Origin of the sequence: Janthinobacterium sp. HH104 (genome assembly GCF_001758715.1) — a bacterium.
Taxonomy (GTDB): Bacteria; Pseudomonadota; Gammaproteobacteria; order Burkholderiales; family Burkholderiaceae_D; genus Janthinobacterium; species Janthinobacterium aestuarii.
Map to the genome: position 1 here is coordinate 148531 of NZ_LRIB01000043.1, position 19268 is coordinate 167798.

Genomic DNA, 19268 nt, shown 5'->3' on the forward strand with positions numbered 1-19268 from the left:
ACTTTCGACAACCTACAGGGACGGGCATCACATGAGCATCTTGTTATTGGGCGGTAGCCCGCAACTCCCATCGAGTTCCAGCCGCCTGTTGCTGCATATCGGCGAACAGCTGGTGCTGCAAGGCCACAGCTACGCGCAGCTGCATGTGCGCGACTTGCCGGCGAGTGCCTTGCTGCTGGCCGACTACGACGATGCGGCAATCGCCCGCGCCGTGCGCGCCGTGGCCGACGCCGACGCCATCGTGATCGCCACGCCCATCTACAAGGCGTCCTATACAGGGCTGCTGAAAGCCTTCCTCGACTTGCTGCCGCAAGATGGCCTGGCCGGCAAGCTGGTGCTGCCGCTGGCCACGGGCGGCGGCCATGCCCACACCCTGGCGCTCGACTATGCGCTGCGTCCCGTGCTCCATGCGCTGGGCGCCAAGCAAGTCTTCACCAGCATCTATGCGAATGCGCAGCAGCTGGCGTGGCATGAAGAAGGGGGCCTGAGCCTGGACGCGCCGATTGCCGACCGCGTGCAGGCCGGCATCGAGGAACTCTCCACGGGCCTGTTCGTGCTGCAGGGACAGCGTCCGCCCGCGCCAGCCGAGATCCCGCACCCCGTACGTTCGCTGCAAGACCAGCCGTATGCGCCCCACTACCAAGCCGCCTGATTATTCACCGACCAAGGAACTGCCATGACACACCGCCACGCACAACGCCTCTCGCGCCGTACCACCCTGGGCCTGCTGTTTGCCGCCGCTGCCGGCGTGATGGCGGCCGGCATGCCGGCCGCGGCGCAGGCGCAGGCCAAAGGGGAGCTCCAGGTGCGCATCGGCTACCAGAAATACGGCACCTTGACCCTGCTGAAGGGGCGCGGCACCCTGGAAAAACGCCTGGCCGAACAGGGCGTGGGCGTGAAATGGACGGAGTTTCCGGCCGGCCCCGTGCTGCTGGAAGGCTTGAACGTGGGCAGCATCGATTTCGGCACCGTGGGTGAGGCGCCGCCGATCTTTGCCCAGGCGGCCGGCGCCAACCTGGTCTACGTCGGCAATGAGCCGGCGTCGCCGGCCAGCGAAGCCATCGTCGTGCCCAAGGGTTCCGGCCTGCGCACCCTGGCCGACTTGAAGGGCAAGAAGATCGCCCTGAACAAGGGCTCGAACGTGCACTACCTGTTATTGAAAGCGCTGGAAAAGGCCGGTGTCGCGTACGCCGACATCCAGCCCGTGTTCCTGCCGCCGGCCGATGCGCGCGCCGCTTTTGAACGGGGCAGCGTGGATGCGTGGGCCATCTGGGATCCGTTCCTGGCGGCCGCCGAAAAGCAGCTGGGTGCACGCGTGCTGGCCGATGGCAAGGGTCTGGTGGCGAACTACCAGTTCTACCTGGCTTCGCGCACGTATGCGGAAAAAAATCCCGAGATCCTGCGCATCGTGCTCGATGAAGTGGCCAAGGTCGATGACTGGGGCCGCAACAATCCGGACGAAGTGGCGACGATCCTGTCGGCACAGACGGGGCTGGGCAAGGATGTCGTGGCGCTGGCCGCCTCGCGCTATGCGTATGGCGTCAAACCCGTGTCGGTCGATGTCATCGCTTCGCAGCAAAGGGTGGCGGATGCCTTTTCCAGCCTGAAGCTGATCCCGAAACCGATTGTCGTCAAGGATGCGCTGCTGCCGGCGCGCCAGCTGGCCACCAGCACAAAATAAGGAACGAATACCATGTCATTGAATGTCTTCTGGTTTATCCCTACCCACGGCGACAGCCGTTACCTGGGCACGTCGCAGGGCGCGCGCCCCGTCGATGCCGATTACCTGCGCCAGGTGGCCGTGGCCGCCGACACGCTCGGCTACGACGGCGTGCTGCTGCCGACGGGCCGCTCCTGCGAAGACGCGTGGGTGGTGGCGTCGTCGCTGATCAGCGTGACGCAAAAGCTCAAATTCCTCGTCGCCATCCGTCCCGGCCTGTCCACGCCGGGCCTGGCCGTGCGCATGGCGTCCACGTTCGACCGCCTGTCGAACGGGCGCCTGCTGATCAACGTCGTCACGGGCGGCGACCAGGGCGAGCTGGAAGCGGACGGCCTGTTTGCCGACCACGCCAAGCGCTATGAAATCTCCGATGAATTCATCAAGGTGTGGCGCGCCACGCTCGCGGGCGAGGGCGGCGCAGCCGGCTACGATTTCGAGGGCAAGCATATCCAGGTGAAGGGCGCGAAAACCCTGTATCCGCCCGTGCAAAAGCCGTATCCACCGCTGTATTTCGGCGGCTCATCGGAACCGGCGCATGAACTGGCGGCCGAGCAGATGGACGTCTACCTGACGTGGGGCGAGCCTCCGGCCGCCGTCGCCGAGAAAATCGCCGACATCCGCGCGCGCGCGGCAAAAAAAGGTCGCACGGTCCGGTTTGGCATCCGATTGCACGTGATCGTGCGCGAAACGAACGAGGCGGCCTGGCGCGCGGCCGATGAACTGATCAGCCACCTGGACGACGACATCATCGCCAAGGCGCAGGCGGCCTTCGGCAAGATGGATTCCGTGGGCCAGCAGCGCATGGCGGCCCTGCATGGAGGGCGGCGCGACAAGCTCGAAGTATCGCCCAACCTGTGGGCCGGCGTGGGCCTGGTGCGCGGCGGCGCTGGCACGGCCCTCGTCGGCGACGGCCCGACCGTGGTGGCGCGCATGCAGGAATACGCGGACCTGGGCATCGACACCTTCATTTTCTCGGGCTACCCGCACCTGGAAGAATCGTACCGCTTTGCCGAACTGGTGTTTCCGTTGCTGGGCAAGGGCAAGGCCGTGGGTGAGCAGTCACTGACGGGGCCCTTCGGCGAAGTCATGGCCAGCAATATCGTGCCTGCCGCGCCGCAGAAAAAGGCGGCCTGAGATGGCGGCCGGCTCCATACGACGGGCACGCGCCGCGCCATGGCGTGATTCGCTGGCGCCATGGGCCTTGCCCGTGGTGTTGCTGCTGGCCTGGCAGCTGGCGACGCAGTGGGGCTGGCTGTCGAGCCGCATCCTGCCCGAGCCGTGGGCCGTGGCGAAAGCGTTCTGGCACCTGGCCGTGTCGGGCGAATTGTGGCTGCACCTGAAAACGAGCTTGTGGCGCGCCACGGTCGGTTTTGCCGTCGGCGCGGGACTGGGCTTGCTGCTGGGGCTATTGACGGGCAGTTTCCGCCACGCGGAAACCTTGCTCGACACGACCTTGCAAATGGTGCGCAACATCCCCGCGCTGGCCCTGATTCCGCTGGTGATCCTGTGGTTCGGCATCGATGAAACGGCCAAGCTGTTTTTGCTGGCCGTCGGCGTCTTCTTTCCCGTCTACCTGAACACCTTCCACGGCATACGCTCGGCCGACCAGGGCTTGATCGAAATGGCGAAAAGCTATGGCTTGTCCGGCTGGCCTTTGTACCGCGACGTGATCCTGCCGGCTGCCATGCCGTCCATCCTGGTTGGCGTGCGCTTTTCGCTGGGCCTCGTGTGGGTGCTGCTGATCGTCGCCGAAACCATTTCGGCGCAGGCCGGTATTGGCTACATGACGATGAATGCGCGCGAATTTTTGCAAACGGACGTGGTGCTGGTGGGGATTTTGCTGTACGCCTTGCTGGGCAAACTGGCCGATCTGTTCTCACGCCGGCTGGAGCGCCACTGCCTGCGCTGGAATCCCGCTTACCGATAGTGACGAAATGACGAAGGAAGACACCATGCTGCTTGCCCCCATCCAGATCGAAACGGATTTTTTGTCGCACTTCGTGCAGTACGACCCGGCCAGCGCGCCGCAGGCCAAGGCTGCGCCGCAAGCTCCTTTGGCGCGCCGCGGCGTGCCTTTGGAGCTGACGCAACTGAGCAAGGCCTATGGCGAACGTCCTGTTTTGAAAAACGTCGACCTGCAGCTGGAAGCGGGCGAGTTCGTCGCCATCGTGGGGCGCAGCGGCTGCGGCAAGAGCACCTTGCTGCGCTCGATCGCGGGACTGGAAAGCGCCGATGACGGCAAGGTTGCCATCGGCAGCGGCGTGGGCGCGCCCGACATCCGCATCATGTTCCAGGAATCGCGTCTGCTGCCGTGGAAGACGGTGCTCGACAACGTGGCCCTGGGCCTGCCCCGTTCCGTCGGCGCGGCGGCCGCCTCGCTGTGGACGGTGGGACTGGCCGAGCGGGCCGACGACTGGCCGTCGGCCCTGTCGGGCGGGCAGAAGCAGCGCGTGGCGCTGGCGCGCGCCCTCGTGCACGAGCCGCAACTGCTGCTGCTCGACGAGCCATTGGGGGCGCTCGACGCCCTCACGCGCATCGAGATGCAGCAGCTGATCGAGTCGCTGTGGCTGGCGCGCGGTTTCACGGCCGTGCTGGTGACGCATGACGTGGCCGAAGCCGTGGCCCTGGCCGACAGGGTGCTGCTGATCGAGGATGGCCAGATCACCATGGACGTGCAGGTGGACTTGCCGCGCCCGCGACAGCGCGGCCATGCGGCCTTCGCCGCGCTGGAGCAGGCTATCTTGTCGCGCGTGCTGCAGCCGTCTCGGCCAGCACAATGAAACCGTCGGCATCGACGCTTGCCACGATGGCTTCATAATTGACGATGGCCGGGTGGCGCGTTGCCAGCGGATGCGCATGCGTGGCGGTGACGACGATGACCTTCGCACCGGCCGCTTCGCCCGCCTCGATGCCGACCGACGCGTCTTCGAACACCAGGCAGTCAGCAGGCGCCACGCGCAGTTTTTCAGCCGCCAGCAAGTAGCAATCGGGTTTCGGCTTGCCTGCCTTGACGTCTTCCGCCGTCACCATGATGGCCGGTATCGGCATGCCGGCCGCCTTCAGTCGGGCCGTCGCCAGCGCGCGCGGCGCCGAGGTGACGATGGCCCATTGCGCGGGCGGCAGCGATTCCAAAAAGCGCAGCGCGCCCGCGATTTCAATAATCCCTTCCACATCGATGATTTCCGCATCCGTGATGCCTTGCGACTCGCGCTGCGCGTCGACGCCGGGCAAGCGCAGCTTGGCGATGGTATCGACCGAGCGCGCGCCGTGGATGGTGGGCAAAAAGGCCGCCACGTCGAGGCCCTGGCGCTGGGCCCACGTGCCCCAGATGCGTTCGGCGGCGGCGATGGAATTGATGACGGTGCCGTCCATGTCGAACAGAAAAGCGCGGTAGCGGCCGGTGGCCGATGGTGTCGGGGATGAAGACGGCGAGGGCAGTGCGGACATGGCTTCCTTCCAGATGATGGGCTGGAAGCCATTGTAACGGCAGTCGATTTTTATTTCACAGGTACACCGATTCAAACCTGGCCACGGGCGCGCCATCCTTGAGCAGGATCAGCTTCTCGCCTTCGATCTGGTAGCCCGTCACGCTGTTCAAATTGGCCAGTACGGCGCTTTCCAGCTGCATCAAAGGGGGCGGGCAGGCCATGCGCGTGCCGGCCAGTTGCGTGAAGCGCAGGGCCGTGCCGGCCAGCGTATAGCCGCCCATGACGCGGTTGCAGCCTGTGAAACCGGTGACCTTGCCATCGGCGGTAAGGGTGATGCGCACTTCGCGTTCCTGCTGCGGCGCCATCGCCACGGGAGTCCCATCGAGCTGCGTCAGCTTCCAGTAGGTATTCGTCAGGCTGGCCTGCGGCGCCAGGCTGGCGTTCGGCTTGGCGCTGTCGCTGGTGGCGGCACAGCCACCGGCCATGGCGATGGCGGCGGCGAGGGGGATGTATTTCAGGCGATGCGGCATGGGATGCTCCTGTGAGGGGGAATGCCTGCAGACTAGCAGGTTTTTTGCGCCGCTCAGCGCACGGCAGCGGTGATCGTTTCCATTTTGCCAGTCCTGGCATTAAACTCATGCTTTCTTTAACGTTGATCGGGGAGCCGGGCCGATGCTGCAAGCGCAAGCGCTGGATAATCGACTGGTGGCCACCACTGACGACGACGTGCTGGTCGACCGCATCGTGCCCGGCGCGCCGCTGGTCGTCGCCTTCGGCTTTGTTTCGTGGACCACGCGTCCCGCCTTCGATTTTTACGGGCGCCTGAGAAAGCTGGAGCAGGCCAGCGGGCAGCCGCTGAACAAAATCCTCGTGCGCGATTCGGGCAATGCCTGGTACCACCGCCGCATCGCAGGCCTGGGCAACCATGTCGACGAGACGGCGCAAGCCTTGCGCGAACTCGTGCGCCGCATCGCGCCCAGCCAGGTCACGACCGTCGGCCAGTCCATGGGTGCGTACGCGGCCGTCATGTATGGCTTGCTGCTGGACGCGCAGCAGATCGTCGCCTTCGGGCCGCTGTCCTTCCTCGACGTGCAGCAGGCGCGCTTGTACCATGAGCTGCGCTGGCTGCCCGTGATGGAATCGCTGGCGCAAGACCCGCCAGCCTCCGGCTATTACGATCTGGCGGCCCTGTGCCGCGCCAGGGCGACGGACGCCACGCAGCTGCACCTGGTGTTCGGCACGCGGCCTGACGCGGCCCGACCGGATGTAGCTAACCCTGGCGCCAGCGAATCGGTCAACCTCGACGCCATGCACGCGCAGCGCCTGGCCGCCTATGGTCAATGCACCCTGCACCCGTTTCCGCACTCGGGCCACGCCGTGGTGCAGCACCTGATCGACACGAAGCGCATCAACGGCTTGCTGGCCAAGTGCATACTCGGTCTTACGCTGGAAGAGGAAGCGATGCCGGAGATCGGCGCCGCCTGGCAGGACTGGGTGGCGGAAAACCTGCGCTTGGGCTGCGCCCGCGAACAGCTGGTGGCCGTGCTGCAGCAGCACGGTTTTTCGCTGGACAGCAGCATGGCTGCCGTGGATGCTGCCCGCGCCAAGGCCATATGACGCCGCAGTTCGAACTTGACACCCTGAAAATCCGCATCGCCGCTCCCGAACTGGCGGCGCTCGATTTGCGCGTGCGCGTGCAGCGCGCGCTGCGCCAGCTGATACTCGATGGCGTGCTGGCGCCCGGCCTGCGCCTGCCGGCCACGCGCGCGCTGGCGCAGTCGCTGGGCGTGTCGCGCGATACGGTGGAAATGGCGTACGCGCAGCTGCGCCTGGACGGTTATATCCAGCGCCAGGCGGGATCGGGCAGTTTTGTCTCGCCGACGATAGGGGCGAACTTGCTGGGCAAGCCGGCGGTGGCGCCGCTGTCCATGCCGGCGCAGCCGGTGGCGCTCAGCACACGCGGTGCGCAGATTCTCGCCAGCGGCGGCGTGCTTGACCAGCAAAGCGTGAAGGCGTTTGCCACGGGCTTGCCGGAAACGCGGGCTTTTCCGCTTGACGTGTGGGAGCGCTTGCGGCGCCAGGCGGCCAGCGAACACCATGTGCTGCTGCACGGCGACCCGCAAGGTGCCGAGCCTTTGCGCCAGGCCATCGCCGACTATGTGAACCTGGAGCGGGGCGCGCGGGCCACGGCCAGCCAGGTGCTGGTGCTGAGCAGCACGCGCCAGGCGCTGTACCTGTGCGCGCAGGTGCTGGCCGATGCGCATGGCCCCATCCTGATGGAAGACCCCGGCTATTTCGGCGCGCGCAAGGCGTTCGAGATGGCGCAGCTGCGCGTCGTGCCCGTGCCCGTCGATGCGCATGGCTTGTCCATCAAACATCTGCGGGCGGACCGCAGCGGCGCCAACACGGCGTACGTCACGCCGTCGCATCAATATCCGACGGGCGCCACCCTGGCGCTCGAGCGCCGCCTGGCCCTGACTGCCTGGGCGGCCGAGCGCCAGGGCTGGATCATCGAGGATGATTACGACAGCCAGTTCCACTACGCGGGCTTGCCGACGGCGTGCGTGCAGGGGCTCGACACGCAGCAGCGCACGATTTACCTGGGCACCTTCGCCAAGTCGCTGTATCCGGGGCTGCGCATCGGCTACATGGTGCTGCCGCCCGCGCTGGTGCAAGCGATGACCCATGCGCGCAGCATCCTCGATGGCCACACGCCGCAACTGGACCAGCTGACACTGGCCCGTTTCATCGCCGATGGCCATTTCGCGGCCCATGTGCGCGCCATGCGCAAGGTCTACGCCGTGCGCCGCGATGCGATGGCGCAGGCCGTGCAGCGGCACTTGCCGCACGTGGTCACGGCGCAGCTGCCGCCGGGCGGCTTGCAGATGCCCTGTCTGCTGCACGAGGGCAGGGTGGAGCTGGACACGATACGCCTGGCGGCGCAGGCGGGCATCGTGCTGCCAGGCCTGAGCCGCTTGTACGCGACGCCGCCGGCCCGCGGTGGCTGGCTGCTGGGTTTTGCGGCGCTCACGCCGCACGAGATTGACAGCGGCATTGTCCGCCTGGCCCGCGCGCTCGGTTAATGTTGTCAAAGTGGTCTGCTGTATGTTCTTGAATTGGCCTGCCTGAGCAGTCCATGTGAGCATTAATATGCTGGCTTTTAATGGCAGAGGCATATACATGACAACAACCACAACAACCGCCGCCATGGCCGGCCGGGCGCGCTGGCGCGACCTGGCATCCCCCGCCATGGCCGCTTTCATTTCCGTCCTCGTCAACTATGGCGGCACCTTCGTGCTGGTGTTCCAGGCGGCCCAGCTGGCCCAGCTGAGTGCCGCGCAGACGGCGTCCTGGGTCTGGTCGCTGAGCATCGGTGTGGGCGTGACGGGCATCTGGCTCAGCTACCGCTACCGCGCGCCCATCATCACGGCCTGGTCTACGCCCGGTGTGGCCTTCCTTGCCACCGTGATGCCGCACACGCCGTATGCCGAGGTGATCGGCGCCTATATGATTTCCGCCATCGCCTTCATTCTGCTGGGCATGTCCGGCGCCTTCGAACGCCTGGTGCGGCTGATCCCCGGCGGCATCGCGGCCGGTCTGCTGGCCGGCATCCTGCTGCAGTTCGGCGTGAACGCGTTTGGCGGCGCCAGCGCCGATCCCGTGCTGGTGGTGGTCTTGCTGCTGTCGTACGCCGTGCTGCGCCGCTTTACGGCACGCTTTGCCGTGGTCGGCATCATGCTGATCGGCCTGGCCCTGCTGCTGGCGCAGGGGCGCATCGATGCGCAAGGCATCGAACTGGCCCTGGCCGCGCCCGTGTTCGAGATGCCGCGTTTTTCCGTGGCGTCCCTGCTGGGCGTGGCGCTGCCCCTGTTCCTGATCACCCTGACGGGGCAATACATGCCCGGCATGCTGGTGCTGCGCAACGACGGCTACAATGTCAGCGCCAATCCCATTCTGACGGTGACGGGGCTCGGTTCGCTGCTCATGGCGCCGTTCGGCGCGCACGCCTTCAACGTGGCCGCCATCACGGCCGCCATCTGCACGGGCAAGGATGCGCATGCGGACCCGTCGAAGCGCTATGTCGCGGGGCTGGCGTGCGGCGTGCTGTATATCCTCGTGGGTATCTTCGGCGTCACCCTGGCCAGCCTGTTCATGGTCTTGCCGCGCCCCTTCATCACGGCGCTGGCGGGCCTGGCCTTGCTGGGCGCCATCGGCAACAGCCTGGCGCAGGCGATGGCGGACGTGCGCATGCGCGAAACGGCCTTGATTACTTTCCTGGCGACGGCTGCGAACGTGACCCTGCTGGGCGTGGGCGGCGCCCTGTGGGGGCTGGCGGCGGGACTGGCGGCGCATGGGCTGATGCATTGGGGGCGCAAGGCGGCATAGCCTGGATATTTGCCCATTTTGCCAGCCGCCGCATACAATTGCTGCGCCCGTGCCCGTTGGCACCGTCTTTTCCGATGTGAACGATGGCCGACCTGACTTTCCTGGCGCAGTATCTGCTGGCGATCACGCCCGCCTTCCTCGTCTGCGCCGCCTTGCTGCTGGCCGTTCCCCGGACCGTGCCGCTGCTGCGCGTGCTCGTGCACATCGTGTTTTTCGTGCTGGCGCGCGACGCGATGACGGCGCACGGCTACTGGCAAGTGGCGGCGGGCGGTTTGCGCTTCACTGCGCCGCCGCTGGTCTTGCTGGTGCTGGGCGCCATGTCGCTGGGGCTGGTGGCCAGCACGTGCTGGCTGGAAAACGAGGCGCGCCGCCAGATCCGCTGGTTCGGCATGCGCCCGGTCCTGTCCGTGCTGCTGGGCGTGGCGGGCGCTTGCGTGATCATCGCGCTGGCGGCGGGCTTGAAAGCGCTGTTCGGCTTGCCGTCCCTGCCGCCCGTCGCGCCATCGCTGCTACCCTTGCTGCTGGGCTTTGCGCTGGCGGCCAACTGTTATGAGGAATTGCTGTTTCGCGGCTTGCTGCAGCAGCAATTGCGCGCCTGGCTGCCGGCCTGGCGCGCGGCGCTGGTGTCGGGCCTGCTGTTTGGCTTGTGCCACGCCTTCCTTGCCACCACCGTCACGCAGGTGGGTGCGCCCATCGTCGTGTTTACCGTGATCGAAGGCGTGGTGGCGGGGCTGGTATATTGCCGTGCCGGCTTGTTGGGCGCATCCCTGGCCCATGGCCTGGCGATTTTTGCGCTGGCCGCCGGCTGGGTGTGAATCCTGTTGTTTCAATTTAATGAAGAGTGAGAAAGCGATGCCTGTCAGTTCCTACCTGAATACCCGCCCCGTCGTGGGCGAGCGCGTCTACCTGCATGACACGGCGCAAGTGATTGGCGATGTGCAGATCGGCGACGACTGCTCGATCTGGTGCAACAGCGTGCTGCGCGGCGACGTCAACCGCATCGTCATCGGTGAAGGCAGCAATATCCAGGACTTTTCCATGGGTCACGTGTCGCACAGGAATGCGGCCAAGCCTGACGGTTCACCGTTGACCATCGGCAAGTACGTGACCATCGGCCACTCCGTCATCTTGCACGGCTGCACGATCGGCGACGAGTGCCTGATCGGCATGGGCAGCATCGTCATGGATGACGTGGTGGTGGAAAAGCACGTGATGCTGGGCGCGGGCAGCCTGGTGTCGCCGGGCAAGGTGCTGGAAAGCGGCCACCTGTACGTGGGCCGCCCCGCCGCCAAGGTACGCGCGCTGACGGAAGCGGAAATCGCCTACCTGCGCTATTCGGCCGAGCACTATGTGCGCGTGAAGAACAACTACCTGCTTGGCGAACCGGGCTGATGCTTCAGCCTGGCGCCATGGCCAGTGCATTGATGCGCGCCGCCATGGCGCGTGCATCAGGCACGCCCAGCACCAGGCGCGCCCATTTTTCGCCTTGCAATTCGATGACCAGTGGCTGCATGCCACGCGTCATGAAGACGAACTGGCGGTCGCCGCCCTTGTGATACGTGCCTGCCGAAATGACTCCCGGCAGGTTGGTGCCCGGTGCGCGCAAGCCAAGGGCCGCGCCGCGGAAACCGTCATCGTCGGTGGCTCCACGCACATGCTGCAGGGGAATGCACAGGTTGCCCTGAAAGGACGCCAGTTTTTCCCACAGGGCCAGGCGGATGGTCAGTGCATCGTCGTTCAATTCGAGGCTAGGCATGGTGTCTCCTTCGTTGGTTGATCCAGATGGCTTAACAGGCGTTCGCCCAGCAGGCGGGACGTATCGGCACCCGTGTCCAGTACGGCGGCACGGCACAGCGCCGTGATGGCGGCGTCAGAGGGCGCCAGTTCCTTCAAGGCGATGATCAGCAAATCGACCGCTTCTTCCCGCGTCGGCCAGCCAGGCTGCAGTGCTTGTGTCAGCACGCGCTCAAACAGATGGCGTTTGGAGCCGAAAGCCTTGTACAGGCTGCCGCGCAGCAAACCCGTCGCCTTGACCAGGTCATCGACCGACGCGGCGTTGTAGCCCAGGCTGCCAAAGACGGCGGCAGCCTGGCTGGTGACGGTCGCTTCGTCAAAGTTGCGTGGTCTGGCCATGGTAGGTAGGCGATGGGTACGACGGGGCGGGATGCCCTGTTTCTGGCACCACTATATGCATTGGTGAACGATTGGTCAATAACTATCTGCGGCCAGCCGTTTCGCGCAGTTCCGGCCGCGGCGCCAGGTCTTGCGGCAGGCGCAGGCCGGAGACGAGCCCTAGGCGCCGCAACAGCAGCAGCATCCACCAGCCCGGGTCCCATTCGCCCGGCAGCAGGCCCAGCCTGGCCGAGCCCGGATACGCGTGATGGTTGTTGTGCCAGCATTCGCCCATGGTCAGCAGCGACGTCAGGCGGATATTGCGGCCCTGCACGGCGGCGCCGTCGACGTGGAAGTGCATCTGGCCATGGTTGTGGGCGAAGTAGCCGATCAGCCAATGGCCGAGCACGCCGGCGCTGACCCGCGCGCAGACGCCCCAGCAGACCAGGCCCCAGCCGCCCCAGACAAAGAACAGCAGGGCCCATGGCAGTTGCTGCAGCATCCAGCTTCTTTCCAGAAAACAGTAAAAGCGGTCGTGCGCGATGCGCGGCTCGATGGCGATGTGCGGCGGGTGGTCGAGGTCGAGGCGGCAGAACAATTGCCACCAGGCATCGCGCCAGAAACCGGCGCCGTGGCGCAAATAGGGGTGGCAATCGGGCAGGCGCTGCGCATAGTCGCGCAGTTCGTGCTGGCGCAGCAGGCCCAGCGGACCGCTGAGGCCCACCAGCACGCCCAGGTACACCAGCAGGTATTCCAGCCATTGCGGGCATTCAAAGCTGTCGTGGATCAGCTTGCGGTGGCTGCCCAGCGAGTGGCCGAACAGCAGGACGATGGCCGTGCCGGCCACGAACAGCAGCAGGCCGGTCCAGCTGAAGAAGTACAGGGCGCCCGTCACGGCGCCGGCCAGCATGGCCGTCAGCCATACCGATGGTAAAGGCGCAAAGCGCACCGTGCCGTGCAGCACGCTATCGGCGTGGGTGGCGCGGGCGCGGTGGCCATCCAGGCTGGCCGCCGTCATCAGGCCTTGGGGGCCGACGATGGTTGCGTGTATTTGTCGAAGTTGGTGATGTAGTCGTTGAAGTTGTCGGTCAGCATGCGCTTGTACTGTTCCGTGAAGAAGGCCACGGCGCCTTCCTTTTCTTCCTGCATCTTGGCCACGTCGTTGCTCTTGCTGGCGACGAGGAAGGCGTTGAAGCGAGCGGCCGCGTACAGCAGCGAGGTGGCCACTTCATTGCCGCCGCTGTGCATGCATTGCTCATTGGCCAGGGCGATGACCTGGTCGGCGCGTTCCCAGAATTCCGGGCCCGGTGCTGGTTTTGTCGTTGGTGTGCTCATAGAAATCCCTCATGAAAGTGCGCGCCAGTCTACACAGGGGGCCGCGGGCTGTCCAGCCGCGCGGCCGCCAGTCAGGGCGCCTGCAGGATTTGTTCCAGTAAAACGGGCAGCGGCTGGCGGATGTCGAGCACCATGCCGGCCTCGTCCGCCTGCAGGGGCTGCAGGGTGGCCAGCTGGCTGTCGAGCAGGCTGGCCGGCATGAAATGGCCGGGGCGCTGCAAGCGGCTTTCCAGCACGTCGCGCGGGCCATCGAGGTGGATAAAGCGCAGGGCCGGGTCGCCCTCGCGCAGCACGTCGCGGTAGGCGCGCTTCAGGGCCGAGCACGAGACGACGAGGCCGCTGCCTTGCGCGCGGGCCATGGCGATGCGCTCGCGCAGGGCGGCCAGCCAGCCGGCCCGGTCGGCATCGTCGAGGGGTATGCCGGCCGCCATCTTGGCCACGTTTTCCGGGGAGTGCACCTCGTCGCCTTCCACGTAAGGCACGTGCAAGGCGCCGGCCAGCAGGCTGCCGACGGCGCTCTTGCCGCAGCCCGATACGCCCATCACGACCCAGCGCACGGCGGGCACGCCCACGGTCAAGGCGCCGAAACGATGACGGTGACGCGGCGGTTTTCCGCCTTGCCCGTCTTGCTGGCGTTCGAGGCCACGGGCTTGCTCATGCCCAGGCCCTTGACGGTGATGTTCTCGCGCGGAATGCCCGATGCGCTCATGGCGTCGGCCACCACGTTGGCGCGCGCCAGCGACAGCTTGTTGTTGTACGCTTCCGTGCCTTCGTTATCCGTATGGCCTTCCACGCGCATGTGCGTGATGCCCACTTTCAGCAGGGCGGCGCTGATTTTCTGGATGGCGCCCCGGCTGGGCGCGATCAGCTTGGCGGCGTCGAATTCGAACAGCAGCTTGTCGGTAAAGCTCAGTTCCCAGCCTTCGTCCGTCTGGTTGAAGCCTTGCTCCTTCAAGGTGGCGACTTGCTCGGCATTGAACAGCGGTTTGATTTCTGGCGTGCTCTGGCAGGCGGCCAGCAGGCCCAGCATGAACAAGCCGAGTAAGCCGCGGCGTAATTGCGTGTAGATGAATTGCATGGTGTTGCTCCTTGGTTCAGGGGTGAGTATGGGGTTGCGGCAGGCGCGCCACCTGGCGCGTGCCGCGCTGCGCCTGCTTGGCGCGGTACATGGCTTCGTCCGCCGCGCCGACCAGCGAGATGGCGTCGATGGCGTGATCGGGAAAGACGGCCACGCCGATGGTCAGCGAGCTGACGATGCTGTTGCCGGTGGGCAGTTCAATGGCTTGCGCCATGGCGGCGATGATGTTGTCGGCGATGTGCATGGCGTCGCTGCTGTTGCGCAGCGGCTTGAGCACGATGGCGAATTCGTCGCCGCCCAGGCGCGCCACCAGGTCGCCTTCGCGCAATTGCTGCTTGATGCGCGCGGCGATCGTCACCAGCACGCGGTCACCCGAGGCATGGCCGAAGGTGTCGTTGATGTACTTGAAGCGGTCGCTGTCGAGGAACAGCACGGCCACCTTGCCATTGCCGACCCGCGCGTCGAGGATGGCGCGTTCCAGTTCCGCTTCCATGAAGGCGCGGTTCGACAGGCCTGTCAGGCTGTCATGGTTGGCGCGGTGCGACAGCGAGGCGTGTTCCTTCTGCAGATGGCTTTGCCACGCTTCAAGTTCGTCGAGCAGGGCGTTGAAGTCGTCATTGATCTGGTTCAGCTCGGCGATATTGGCGGGCGGTACGCGCAGCTCGAACGAGCGGTCGCGCCGCACCCGGTGCGCCGTTTCAGCCAGGTGGCGCAGCGGCGACGTGATTTCCGTTTCCATGCTGCGCGACAGGCGCACGGCGACGACCAGGCTCAGCACCAGACAGGCGAGCAGGCAGGAAAGGCCGCTGAGCAGGAAGGGCAGCAGGCTGCGGCTGTGCGGCACCAGCTTGATGCTGCCGATGGCCTGTTCATTGCGCATGATGGGGAAGGTCAGCGAATCGGGCAGCATCCAGCCCGTCAGCGCGCGTTCGATGTAATAGCGCGTGCCGTGTTCGCCCCGTTCCCAGCGGGCCAGCACCTTGCCGGCCTGGTCGCTTACCTGGGCCTGGTCGATATCTTCATTGACGCCGATCAGGGCCAGCGCTTCCCTGGCGGCCATGGAGTCGCCAAAGACGACGGCCCCTTCCACCGTGTAGCTCATCGACCGGGCCACCAGGCGCAGGTTCTGGTCCGAATACACGCGCAGGGCCAGCAGCGCCACGGCAGTCAGCGTCAGGCCGGCCGCCAGCACGGCGATCAGCGACACGCTCAGGTGGGCGCGCCGCAGCACGCTGTCGAGCGTGCGGCGGGGCTGGCGGGCGTGCTTGTTGCTCATGCGGGCGCTCATGGCGGCGGTCCCTTGCGACGTGCAATTTGCAAGGCATTCGGATGCACGCGCAGGCCGCTGCGGGCGATGGCGTCGAGGTTGACGTCAAAACCGATCTGCGCCTCGGTCAGGCGCAGGCAGAACATCGTGCCCACGGCGCAGGAAGTACCCGGTTCGGCGACCGATAGAATCGGTTTGCCGATGATCTGCGCCAGCAGATGCTCGCGTTCGCCCTCGGGCAGGCTGCCCATGTAGACGACGTCGCATTCGCTGGCCGCGCTGGCCATCGCCGGGAGTTTCACGCGGATGCGCTGGCCCAGGCTGGAAGCGGGCGTGTCGACGATGGACGCGCCGTAGCGTGGCGCACCGAGCATGCAGACGCGCACTTCCTGGCGCGCCACAGGCCAGCGCACATAACTGATGATGCCGAACAGGACCTGCGCCACTTCGGCGGGACGCCTGGCGTCGGCAGCCGCACCCGTTTGCGCCCACACCGCGCACGGCGCCAGCGCACCGCAGGCGAGCAGCGAGGCCAGCAGCACGACAGCGATCAGGACGGGCGGCGCGGGGCGCTGCCGGTGGCGAGGGGAGAAGGGCACGGCGTCGGTGTCTTTATGCAGGTCGGTGGCTATTCAAATAGTTACTTCGCGACACAGACTCTACGGAAGTCCATGTTGAAAGTAAATCACGGCATGACGCCATAAACCTTGCATTATAAACACGAATGTGAAAACTTGCATTCTTTACCATGAGAATTACTTATCAACACTGCCTAGGCGGGCCAGAGTGTTGCTATTCTTCCAGTGTCGCTTCCAGCAAGTCGATTTCGCGCAGCAGGCGCAAGTGAATGGTATCGTCCAGCTCGCCCGAGATGCGGCGGCGGAACAGTTCATCGCGCTCCGCATTGAGCGCTTCCAGGCGCAGCGAGCGTTCGGCCCTGGCCAGTTCCTGCAAGCGCATCGCCTCGTCGTTGCTGCTTTCGCCATACGCGAGGCGGCGCCGGTAGGCTTCAATCAGGCGGTTGGCCGCTTCCGTGACGACTTGCTGCTTGTCATTCTTGTCGATGCCTTCGCACACTTTTTCCAGCCGCGCGATGGCCGCTTCGGCGGCAGCGGCGCGGGCGTTGCGCTCTTCCGTCGAGCGGCGCGCGGGCGGTGCGAATACGAGGCCCTTGGTCAGCAGGGGCAGGGTGACGCTGGCCAGCAGCAGCGACAGCAAAATCACGCCCATGGCCAGGAAGATGACGAGGTCGCGCGCGGGAAAGCGCGTGCCGTCAGGCAAGAACAAGGGCAGGGTCAAAATGCCGGCCAGGGTCAGCGCGCCGCGCACGCCCGCGAACGACGCCACCAGCAGCAATCGCAGGCTGGGGCGGGCCAGCAGCGCCGCGTCCTTCGGTTCGCCCGCCACCTTCTTGTGGTGCTTGAACAGGGTCAGCTTCATGGAAATGAAGACCCAGAGGAAGCGCATGAAGGTCAGTCCCACCGTGATGGCGATGACGAACAGTGGCAGTTTCCAGGCGCTGCCAGCGCCGATTTCGGCCGAGGCGGCCGGCAAGCCGGCAACGGTGGTGGGCAGCTGCGCGCCCAGCATGACGAAGATCACGCCATTCAAGACCAGTTGCACGGTATCCCACACGGCCTTGCGCTGGGTGCGCGTGGCGGCCAGCGGGCGGCCGATCAGGTCGGCATAATGCATGGACACGCCCGCCGTGGCGGCGGCCAGGATGCCGGAGCCGTGGATTTGCTCGGCGCCCAGGTAGGCGGCAAACGGGATCAGGATGCTGATGAGGATTTGCAGGCCCGGCTCTTCGCCCACCTTGCTCACCAGCCACTTATTCGCCAGGCCCACGCCCCAGGAGATGGCCAGACCGATGATGATGCCGCCGCCCGCTTCCTGCAGGAAACTCAGCGAGGCGGCGCCGATGGAAAAGCCGCCCGTCATCATGGCGCCCACGGCAAACGTGAAGCAGACGAGGCCCGACGCGTCGTTGAGCAGGGATTCGCCTTCGAGGATGTGCATCAGGCGCGGCGGGATCGGATTGCCTGCGGCGATCGCGGAGACGGCCACGGGGTCCGTCGGCGAGAGGATGGCGCCCAGCGCGAAGGCGACGGCCAGCGGCACGCTGGGAATCAGCCAGTCGATGAAAAAGCCCATGCCCAGCACGGTAAACAGCACGAGGCCGATGGCCAGCATCAGGATCGAGCGCGCATCGGAAAAGAAGGCGCCCTTGGGAATGCGCCAGCCGTCGAGAAACAGCAGCGGCGGGATGAAGAGCAGGAAGAAAATATCGGGATCGAGCGGCACTTGCACGCCAAACACGGCCAATCCCGTGCCACCGGCGATCTGGATCAGGGGCAGCGGCAGCCTGACCCAGCGCGAGCGGGCGAGAAAGCCGCACAGGACGACGGTCAACACGAGGATGAGGATGATGGTAACGGTATGCATGAAGGAGCGGCGGCGTGCTGAAACGCTGATTATAAGGCGCAGCCCGCCTGCAGGCGGCACCTGCGTGTCATTGCGTACATACAACAAGTCACAATCGCGGTAAGATTCTCCCATTCATTGTCACAATCTGCCCTGCTGCCGCCGTACGTGCGCGGCGGGCGTGTGCCTGGCCTTTTACCGGACTCCTGTTTTGCTCAAGAAAATCTTCACCGGCCTGCTGCTGTCGCTGGCATTGCTCATCGTGGCGGCCCTGGCCGCGTATCTGTATTACTGGCGCCCCGCGCTGGCGCCCATCGATCCCCCTGCCGTCACGGCATTTTCCCCGCAAGTGGTGGAGCGGGGCCGCATCCTGGCCGGCATGGGCAATTGCGCCGCCTGCCATACGGCCAAGGGCGGCGCCGAGTATGCGGGCGGCCACGGCCTGGCCACGCCGTTCGGCACCATCTATGCGACGAATATCACGCCCGACCGGCAAACGGGCATCGGCCGCTGGTCGCAGGCCGCCTTCCAGCGGGCCATGCGCGAAGGCGTGGGCCGCGACGGTGCCCATTTGTATCCCGTCTTTCCGTACACCCATTTCAACCTCGTCTCGGATGACGACCTGGCGGCCTTGTACGCGTATTTCATGACGCGCCCGCCCGTGTATGCGGTGGCGCCCGCCAACAGCGTGCCTTTCCCCCTGAACTTGCGGCCCTTGCAGGCGGGCTGGAAGCTGCTGTTCTTCAAGCCGGCCAGCTTTCAGCTGAACCCCGCGCAAGGCCTGGACTGGAACCGGGGCCGCTACCTGGCCGAGGGCCTGGCCCATTGCGCCGCCTGCCACACGCCGCGCAATGCGCTGGGCGCCGAACTTGCCGGCTCATCCTACCTGGGCGCGCCCATCGACCACTGGTATGCGCCGGCCTTGACCAGCGCCAACACGGCCCCGCTGCCGTGGACGCAGGACGAGCTGTACGCCTTTTTGCGCACGGGGGCGACGTCCCTGCACGGCGTGGCGGCCGGGCCCATGTCGGCCGTCGTGCACGAAGGCATGGGCGCCTCGCCCGATAGCGATATCCGCGCGCTGTCCGTGTATTTTGCCGGCCTGGCCGGGGCAGAGCAACGCCAGGTCGATACCGATACCGTGGTAAAAGCCGGCATCGCCCGCTCGCAGCGCGTCAGCCTGGTCGACAACGACCGTGGCGCCAGCCTGTACGTGGCCGCCTGCGCGTCGTGCCACTCGAACAGCGATGGCAAGCCCGCGGCGCTGCGGCCGGAACTGAGCCTGAACAGCGCCGTCAGCGCGCCCGATCCCGCCAACCTGATCCAGGTGATATTGCACGGCTTGAGCAAGGACGAAGCCATGCCCGGCGTGCTGATGCCCGGCTTTGCCGCCTCGCTGACGGACAACGACGTGGCCCAGCTGGCCGCCTATCTGCGCCGCAGCCGCAGCCACCATCCGGCCTGGACGAACCTGGAAGCGGCCGTGGCACGCGCCCGCGCTGGCAAGTAATTACTGAA

Annotated in this window: 22 protein-coding genes; 11 read left to right on the forward strand and 11 right to left on the reverse strand. The window is 65.8% G+C overall.

Going from position 1 to position 19268, the window contains the following annotated elements:
* The first annotated feature begins 31 nt into the window (after nucleotides 1-31).
* The 5 genes from ssuE (at nucleotide 32) to JAB6_RS20530 (ending at nucleotide 4500) form a co-directional block, all read left to right on the forward strand.
* A complete protein-coding gene (gene ssuE, locus JAB6_RS20510) occupies nucleotides 32-652 on the forward strand; it encodes an NADPH-dependent FMN reductase (protein ID WP_070304307.1) in 621 nt (206 codons plus the stop codon).
* Between the two features lie 99 nt (nucleotides 653-751).
* Nucleotides 752-1681, forward strand: coding sequence for a sulfonate ABC transporter substrate-binding protein (locus JAB6_RS20515; RefSeq protein ID WP_254671725.1), 930 nt, complete (start codon nucleotides 752-754; stop codon nucleotides 1679-1681).
* Nucleotides 1682-1693: 12 nt separating this feature from the next.
* Nucleotides 1694-2854 (forward strand): FMNH2-dependent alkanesulfonate monooxygenase, encoded by a 1161-nt coding sequence (ssuD, locus tag JAB6_RS20520; RefSeq protein ID WP_070279091.1) that lies wholly within the window; start codon nucleotides 1694-1696, stop codon nucleotides 2852-2854.
* A gap of 1 nt (nucleotide 2855) precedes the next feature.
* The gene (ssuC, locus tag JAB6_RS20525; protein ID WP_070304309.1) at nucleotides 2856-3647 is read left to right on the forward strand and encodes an aliphatic sulfonate ABC transporter permease SsuC; all 792 of its coding nucleotides are present in this window, start codon (nucleotides 2856-2858) and stop codon (nucleotides 3645-3647) included.
* Between the two features lie 25 nt (nucleotides 3648-3672).
* Nucleotides 3673-4500 (forward strand): ATP-binding cassette domain-containing protein, encoded by an 828-nt coding sequence (locus JAB6_RS20530; protein WP_083292880.1) that lies wholly within the window; start codon nucleotides 3673-3675, stop codon nucleotides 4498-4500.
* On the opposite strand, the gene JAB6_RS20535 is transcribed toward JAB6_RS20530, so the two are convergent.
* Nucleotides 4457-5167 (reverse strand): HAD-IA family hydrolase, encoded by a 711-nt coding sequence (locus tag JAB6_RS20535; protein ID WP_070304310.1) that lies wholly within the window; start codon nucleotides 5165-5167, stop codon nucleotides 4457-4459. The genes JAB6_RS20530 and JAB6_RS20535 overlap by 44 nt on opposite strands.
* A 55-nt stretch (nucleotides 5168-5222) precedes the next feature.
* Complete coding sequence (locus JAB6_RS20540; RefSeq protein WP_070304311.1) at nucleotides 5223-5678, reverse strand: META domain-containing protein; 456 nt, start codon at nucleotides 5676-5678, stop codon at nucleotides 5223-5225.
* 142 nt (nucleotides 5679-5820) lie between these two features.
* On the opposite strand from JAB6_RS20540, the gene JAB6_RS20545 reads away from it, so the two are divergent.
* The 5 genes from JAB6_RS20545 to JAB6_RS20565 all read left to right on the forward strand — a co-directional run bounded on the left by JAB6_RS20545 (nucleotide 5821) and on the right by JAB6_RS20565 (nucleotide 10926).
* Nucleotides 5821-6765: a hypothetical protein gene (locus JAB6_RS20545; RefSeq protein WP_070304312.1), complete on the forward strand. Its 945-nt coding sequence runs from the start codon at nucleotides 5821-5823 to the stop codon at nucleotides 6763-6765.
* Nucleotides 6762-8231, forward strand: coding sequence for a PLP-dependent aminotransferase family protein (locus JAB6_RS20550; RefSeq protein WP_070304313.1), 1470 nt, complete (start codon nucleotides 6762-6764; stop codon nucleotides 8229-8231). The genes JAB6_RS20545 and JAB6_RS20550 overlap by 4 nt, the downstream gene beginning before the upstream one ends.
* A 97-nt stretch (nucleotides 8232-8328) precedes the next feature.
* Nucleotides 8329-9534, forward strand: coding sequence for a benzoate/H(+) symporter BenE family transporter (locus JAB6_RS20555; RefSeq protein WP_217494647.1), 1206 nt, complete (start codon nucleotides 8329-8331; stop codon nucleotides 9532-9534).
* Nucleotides 9535-9617: 83 nt separating this feature from the next.
* Nucleotides 9618-10349: a CPBP family intramembrane glutamic endopeptidase gene (locus JAB6_RS20560; protein WP_070304315.1), complete on the forward strand. Its 732-nt coding sequence runs from the start codon at nucleotides 9618-9620 to the stop codon at nucleotides 10347-10349.
* A gap of 37 nt (nucleotides 10350-10386) precedes the next feature.
* Nucleotides 10387-10926 carry a gamma carbonic anhydrase family protein gene (locus JAB6_RS20565; RefSeq protein WP_070304316.1) on the forward strand — a complete coding sequence of 180 codons (540 nt, stop codon included), beginning with the start codon at nucleotides 10387-10389 and terminating at the stop codon, nucleotides 10924-10926.
* A gap of 4 nt (nucleotides 10927-10930) precedes the next feature.
* Here the strand turns inward: JAB6_RS20565 and JAB6_RS20570 are convergent, their stop codons facing one another.
* The 9 genes from JAB6_RS20570 to JAB6_RS20610 form a co-directional block, all read right to left on the reverse strand.
* On the reverse strand, nucleotides 10931-11290 hold the full coding sequence (locus tag JAB6_RS20570) for a hypothetical protein (RefSeq protein WP_034757252.1): 360 nt from the start codon (nucleotides 11288-11290) through the stop codon (nucleotides 10931-10933).
* Complete coding sequence (locus JAB6_RS20575; RefSeq protein WP_070304317.1) at nucleotides 11272-11667, reverse strand: helix-turn-helix domain-containing protein; 396 nt, start codon at nucleotides 11665-11667, stop codon at nucleotides 11272-11274. Before JAB6_RS20575 ends, JAB6_RS20570 begins: the two co-directional genes overlap by 19 nt.
* Nucleotides 11668-11749: 82 nt before the next feature.
* Complete coding sequence (locus JAB6_RS20580) at nucleotides 11750-12664, reverse strand: acyl-CoA desaturase (RefSeq protein ID WP_070304318.1); 915 nt, start codon at nucleotides 12662-12664, stop codon at nucleotides 11750-11752.
* Entirely contained in the window at nucleotides 12664-12981 is a 318-nt protein-coding gene (locus JAB6_RS20585; protein WP_034757267.1) for a DUF3144 domain-containing protein, read from the reverse strand. The genes JAB6_RS20580 and JAB6_RS20585 overlap by 1 nt, the downstream gene beginning before the upstream one ends.
* A gap of 71 nt (nucleotides 12982-13052) precedes the next feature.
* Nucleotides 13053-13547, reverse strand: coding sequence for a gluconokinase (locus tag JAB6_RS20590; RefSeq protein WP_139143470.1), 495 nt, complete (start codon nucleotides 13545-13547; stop codon nucleotides 13053-13055).
* Between the two features lie 8 nt (nucleotides 13548-13555).
* Entirely contained in the window at nucleotides 13556-14059 is a 504-nt protein-coding gene (locus JAB6_RS20595; RefSeq protein ID WP_070304319.1) for an OmpA family protein, read from the reverse strand.
* Between the two features lie 16 nt (nucleotides 14060-14075).
* The gene (locus tag JAB6_RS20600; protein ID WP_070304410.1) at nucleotides 14076-15335 is read right to left on the reverse strand and encodes a diguanylate cyclase; all 1260 of its coding nucleotides are present in this window, start codon (nucleotides 15333-15335) and stop codon (nucleotides 14076-14078) included.
* A gap of 8 nt (nucleotides 15336-15343) precedes the next feature.
* Nucleotides 15344-15925 carry a YfiR family protein gene (locus tag JAB6_RS20605; RefSeq protein WP_254671718.1) on the reverse strand — a complete coding sequence of 194 codons (582 nt, stop codon included), beginning with the start codon at nucleotides 15923-15925 and terminating at the stop codon, nucleotides 15344-15346.
* A gap of 193 nt (nucleotides 15926-16118) precedes the next feature.
* Nucleotides 16119-17771 (reverse strand): Na+/H+ antiporter, encoded by a 1653-nt coding sequence (locus JAB6_RS20610; protein WP_070304412.1) that lies wholly within the window; start codon nucleotides 17769-17771, stop codon nucleotides 16119-16121.
* 190 nt (nucleotides 17772-17961) lie between these two features.
* On the opposite strand from JAB6_RS20610, the gene JAB6_RS20615 reads away from it, so the two are divergent.
* Nucleotides 17962-19260 (forward strand): cytochrome c, encoded by a 1299-nt coding sequence (locus JAB6_RS20615; protein ID WP_070304320.1) that lies wholly within the window; start codon nucleotides 17962-17964, stop codon nucleotides 19258-19260.
* Nucleotides 19261-19268 lie beyond the last annotated feature (8 nt).

Excerpts from the sequence above, each read along its gene's own strand:
- ssuE (WP_070304307.1), top strand. The coding sequence starts at position 32 with ATGAGCATCTTGTTATTGGGCGGTAGCCCGCAACTCCCATCGAGTTCC.
- JAB6_RS20515 (WP_254671725.1), top strand. The coding sequence starts at position 752 with ATGGCGGCCGGCATGCCGGCCGCGGCGCAGGCGCAGGCCAAAGGGGAG.
- ssuD (WP_070279091.1), top strand. The coding sequence starts at position 1,694 with ATGTCATTGAATGTCTTCTGGTTTATCCCTACCCACGGCGACAGCCGT.
- ssuC (WP_070304309.1), top strand. The coding sequence starts at position 2,856 with ATGGCGGCCGGCTCCATACGACGGGCACGCGCCGCGCCATGGCGTGAT.
- JAB6_RS20530 (WP_083292880.1), top strand. The coding sequence starts at position 3,673 with ATGCTGCTTGCCCCCATCCAGATCGAAACGGATTTTTTGTCGCACTTC.
- JAB6_RS20535 (WP_070304310.1), bottom strand. The coding sequence starts at position 5,167 with ATGTCCGCACTGCCCTCGCCGTCTTCATCCCCGACACCATCGGCCACC.
- JAB6_RS20540 (WP_070304311.1), bottom strand. The coding sequence starts at position 5,678 with ATGCCGCATCGCCTGAAATACATCCCCCTCGCCGCCGCCATCGCCATG.
- JAB6_RS20545 (WP_070304312.1), top strand. The coding sequence starts at position 5,821 with ATGCTGCAAGCGCAAGCGCTGGATAATCGACTGGTGGCCACCACTGAC.
- JAB6_RS20550 (WP_070304313.1), top strand. The coding sequence starts at position 6,762 with ATGACGCCGCAGTTCGAACTTGACACCCTGAAAATCCGCATCGCCGCT.
- JAB6_RS20555 (WP_217494647.1), top strand. The coding sequence starts at position 8,329 with ATGACAACAACCACAACAACCGCCGCCATGGCCGGCCGGGCGCGCTGG.
- JAB6_RS20560 (WP_070304315.1), top strand. The coding sequence starts at position 9,618 with ATGGCCGACCTGACTTTCCTGGCGCAGTATCTGCTGGCGATCACGCCC.
- JAB6_RS20565 (WP_070304316.1), top strand. The coding sequence starts at position 10,387 with ATGCCTGTCAGTTCCTACCTGAATACCCGCCCCGTCGTGGGCGAGCGC.
- JAB6_RS20570 (WP_034757252.1), bottom strand. The coding sequence starts at position 11,290 with ATGCCTAGCCTCGAATTGAACGACGATGCACTGACCATCCGCCTGGCC.
- JAB6_RS20575 (WP_070304317.1), bottom strand. The coding sequence starts at position 11,667 with ATGGCCAGACCACGCAACTTTGACGAAGCGACCGTCACCAGCCAGGCT.
- JAB6_RS20580 (WP_070304318.1), bottom strand. The coding sequence starts at position 12,664 with ATGACGGCGGCCAGCCTGGATGGCCACCGCGCCCGCGCCACCCACGCC.
- JAB6_RS20585 (WP_034757267.1), bottom strand. The coding sequence starts at position 12,981 with ATGAGCACACCAACGACAAAACCAGCACCGGGCCCGGAATTCTGGGAA.
- JAB6_RS20595 (WP_070304319.1), bottom strand. The coding sequence starts at position 14,059 with ATGCAATTCATCTACACGCAATTACGCCGCGGCTTACTCGGCTTGTTC.
- JAB6_RS20600 (WP_070304410.1), bottom strand. The coding sequence starts at position 15,335 with ATGAGCAACAAGCACGCCCGCCAGCCCCGCCGCACGCTCGACAGCGTG.
- JAB6_RS20610 (WP_070304412.1), bottom strand. The coding sequence starts at position 17,771 with ATGCATACCGTTACCATCATCCTCATCCTCGTGTTGACCGTCGTCCTG.